Here is a 2,621-nt window from a genome sequence, read left to right as displayed (position 1 = left end):
AAACTGTAATATTGTCATTATCTTATCTTTTTGACCAAAATCCTTGAGGGGTCAGTATGGCCAGTACGAGGGGTCAGCATCACCAGTATATCCAGCAATAGCAAATGTCTATTTTCAGGAGCTCATTATACACGGCTATTAGTCCTAGTTTCTTACTCGTTGAAAGAATGGATTGAACCGGTGACAATAAAATGGGCGAAAGGAAATTACGAACTGAAATAAAAACTAGTTGCCACATTATGTAATATGAAAAGCAATAATAAGCTTCTCTTTAAAATAAACTTTTTTAAAAATTGATTACACTATCCAAAGCATCATCTGCATCTCTATGAATAAATTGGCCTGGTAATTCAGGGTGGTTTTTTAAATCACTATGCCGGTGAAGCTTTTGTAGCATTAAAGGATGGATTCTATCTCCCGCAATATTCCCGAAACTGTGACGCACAATATGATTTGATAAATTCTTATCAATTTCGCATTGGCTGGCAATCCGTTTCAAATATTTATTAAACAGCTTTGTTGCATTTCTTGTTTTTCTAAAAATATCTTCCTCATTGTTATAATTGGCACCTTTTAAGAAAGGGTATTGGCTTTATCTGGAATTTTAATACTTAATGGCTTTTCATTTTTATTCATAATATAGTAAAGCCTATTATTTGGATCTGCTCATTTTCTCAATTCTATAAAGAAAAGTAAATGAATAATAGTGACAAAATATGTCGTTAATAAAATAGTTAAATTTTTATCTATGGTAATGGGTTAGGGTTTTAGAGCCACTCGGATTAATAAAGCGCTAGAGAAAATATATTTTGGAATTTTTTAAGGGCTCTGTGGCAAAGTTAATTTATTGCGCCTATTTTTAATAGGCACCTTTATTTTGCGCTCATTTTTTAGTGTCTGCACCTATTTTTTATTTATCTTGCGCTCAAATTTATTTTTATATGTCAATTTCCGCCCATTTTTATTCTGATGCGCCTGTTTTTCACGGGCTAGAACGACCAGAAAAAGGTACCATCGTAGGATACGCGGCTATAATTGATAAGCTGGGTCTTAATATTCCTATTCAAAAGCCCGTGGCTTTGATCTGTAATCAAAACAAATCTTTTGAAACGGAAGACTGGCGGGTCTTCCCACCAAGTTATTTGCCCGAAGATAATGAAAAACTTTCCAGAATCGAAGCCCTTTATAAGCACCTGGTATTCAGTTTAAAATATGAAGGGGTGAATTTATTAGTGTTTAGTGCACTAACGAGGTACTTTTCTGAAGAAGAACTATATGAGTTGACGGATATTGAACCTACCGGACAATATAGCCGGAGGATATGGTTCTTTTTGGAATGGATTATGGAAAAAGAGATTCCTCAAAAGAAGGCGCTCACTAAAAAAAGTTACGTTCCCGCTATAGATAGTAATCTCCAGTTTGCTATAAATGGAACAAAATCAAAACGTCATTTGGTGATTAATAACCTCCCAGGCACTCCATATTTTTGTCCATTAATTCGTAGAACTGCGAAACTTGAATTCTCTCAGGCCGATTTAGAGAAGAAAAAAACTGAATATTTAAAGGGTATACGTAAGGATATCATTCAAAGAGCTTCGTCGTTTCTCCTTTTAAAGGATTCTAAAGCTTCTTTTACCATAGAGGGAGAAAGCCCTCCAAGCAAACGTGCAGCAAGATGGGGCCAAGCGATAGGACAGGCAGGGACAAAAGATCTTTCAGAAGATGAATTCGTGAGATTGCAGCAAGTGGTGATTGAAAACAGTCGATTCGTAGAAATGGGCTTTAGGAAAAAGGGAGGCTTTATTGGAGAACATGATAGGACAACTGGGGCACCAATACCAGATCATATTTCCGCAAAGCCTGATGATCTGCCTAAGCTAATAAAAGGCTTGCTTGCTACAAATCAATTATTACTTGAAAATGATTTTGCAGCAGTCATGGCCGCCGCAAAAATTGCTTTTGGTTTTGTGTTTATTCATCCCTTTGTTGACGGGAACGGACGGATTCATAGATATATAATCCATCATCTCCTGGCGAAGAAAAAATTTTCTCAACAAGGGGTAATATTTCCTGTTTCAGCCTCTATTCTTGATCATATTGATGACTATAGAAAGATTCTTGAAGATTATTCACATCCACTTCTAGATCATATTGACTGGGCGCAAACACCTGACAACAATGTCCAGGTAATGAACGATACTCTGGATTACTATCGTTTTTTTGACATTACTAAGCAAACGGAATTTTTATATGATTGCGTAAACGACACCATAGATAATATAATTCCTCAGGAAATTCAATACCTCACGGCTTATGATGCTTTTAAAAGATGGTTGGATGACGAATATGAAATGCCGGATAAAATGGTAGCCCTCCTGGTAAGATTCCTTGAACAGAATGGGGGAAAACTATCTAAAAGAGCCCTCGAAAAGGAATTTGTCAACCTCAAAGCAGAAGAGGTTCGTGAAATAGAGGAGACTTTCAGGGAGTTGTTCATGGAAAGTTAGTGCTTTTACCAGACCAGGGTTTGAGAGTGTAATCTCAAGTCTGTCTAGACTTTGAAAATTAAATTAAAATTTTTAGACTAGATTATGACACAAGAAGAGATTAAAGAATTAAAG

The 2,621-nt window shown here is 36.0% G+C and carries 2 protein-coding genes; one reads left to right on the top strand and one right to left on the bottom strand.

Annotation, left to right across the window (positions count from 1 at the left end; genetic code table 11):
* Positions 1-286 precede the first annotated feature (286 nt).
* Positions 287-499 (bottom strand): site-specific integrase, encoded by a 213-nt coding sequence (locus tag BM266_RS17460; protein ID WP_245760484.1) that lies wholly within the window; start codon positions 497-499, stop codon positions 287-289.
* Positions 500-941: 442 nt separating this feature from the next.
* Here BM266_RS17460 and BM266_RS16830 point away from each other — a divergent pair, with 442 nt between their 5' ends.
* Positions 942-2,507: a Fic family protein gene (locus tag BM266_RS16830; protein WP_093411631.1), complete on the top strand. Its 1,566-nt coding sequence runs from the start codon at positions 942-944 to the stop codon at positions 2,505-2,507.
* Positions 2,508-2,621: the final 114 nt, after the last annotated feature.

This window comes from Salegentibacter flavus, assembly GCF_900115145.1.
Taxonomy (GTDB): Bacteria; Bacteroidota; Bacteroidia; order Flavobacteriales; family Flavobacteriaceae; genus Salegentibacter; species Salegentibacter flavus.
Note: the sequence above shows the minus strand (reverse complement) of the source record. Positions and strands in the feature narration are given on the sequence as shown.

Bases quoted from the DNA above. Each gene is read 5' to 3' on its own strand.
- BM266_RS16830 (WP_093411631.1), top strand. From the start codon at position 942: ATGTCAATTTCCGCCCATTTTTATTCTGATGCGCCTGTTTTTCACGGG.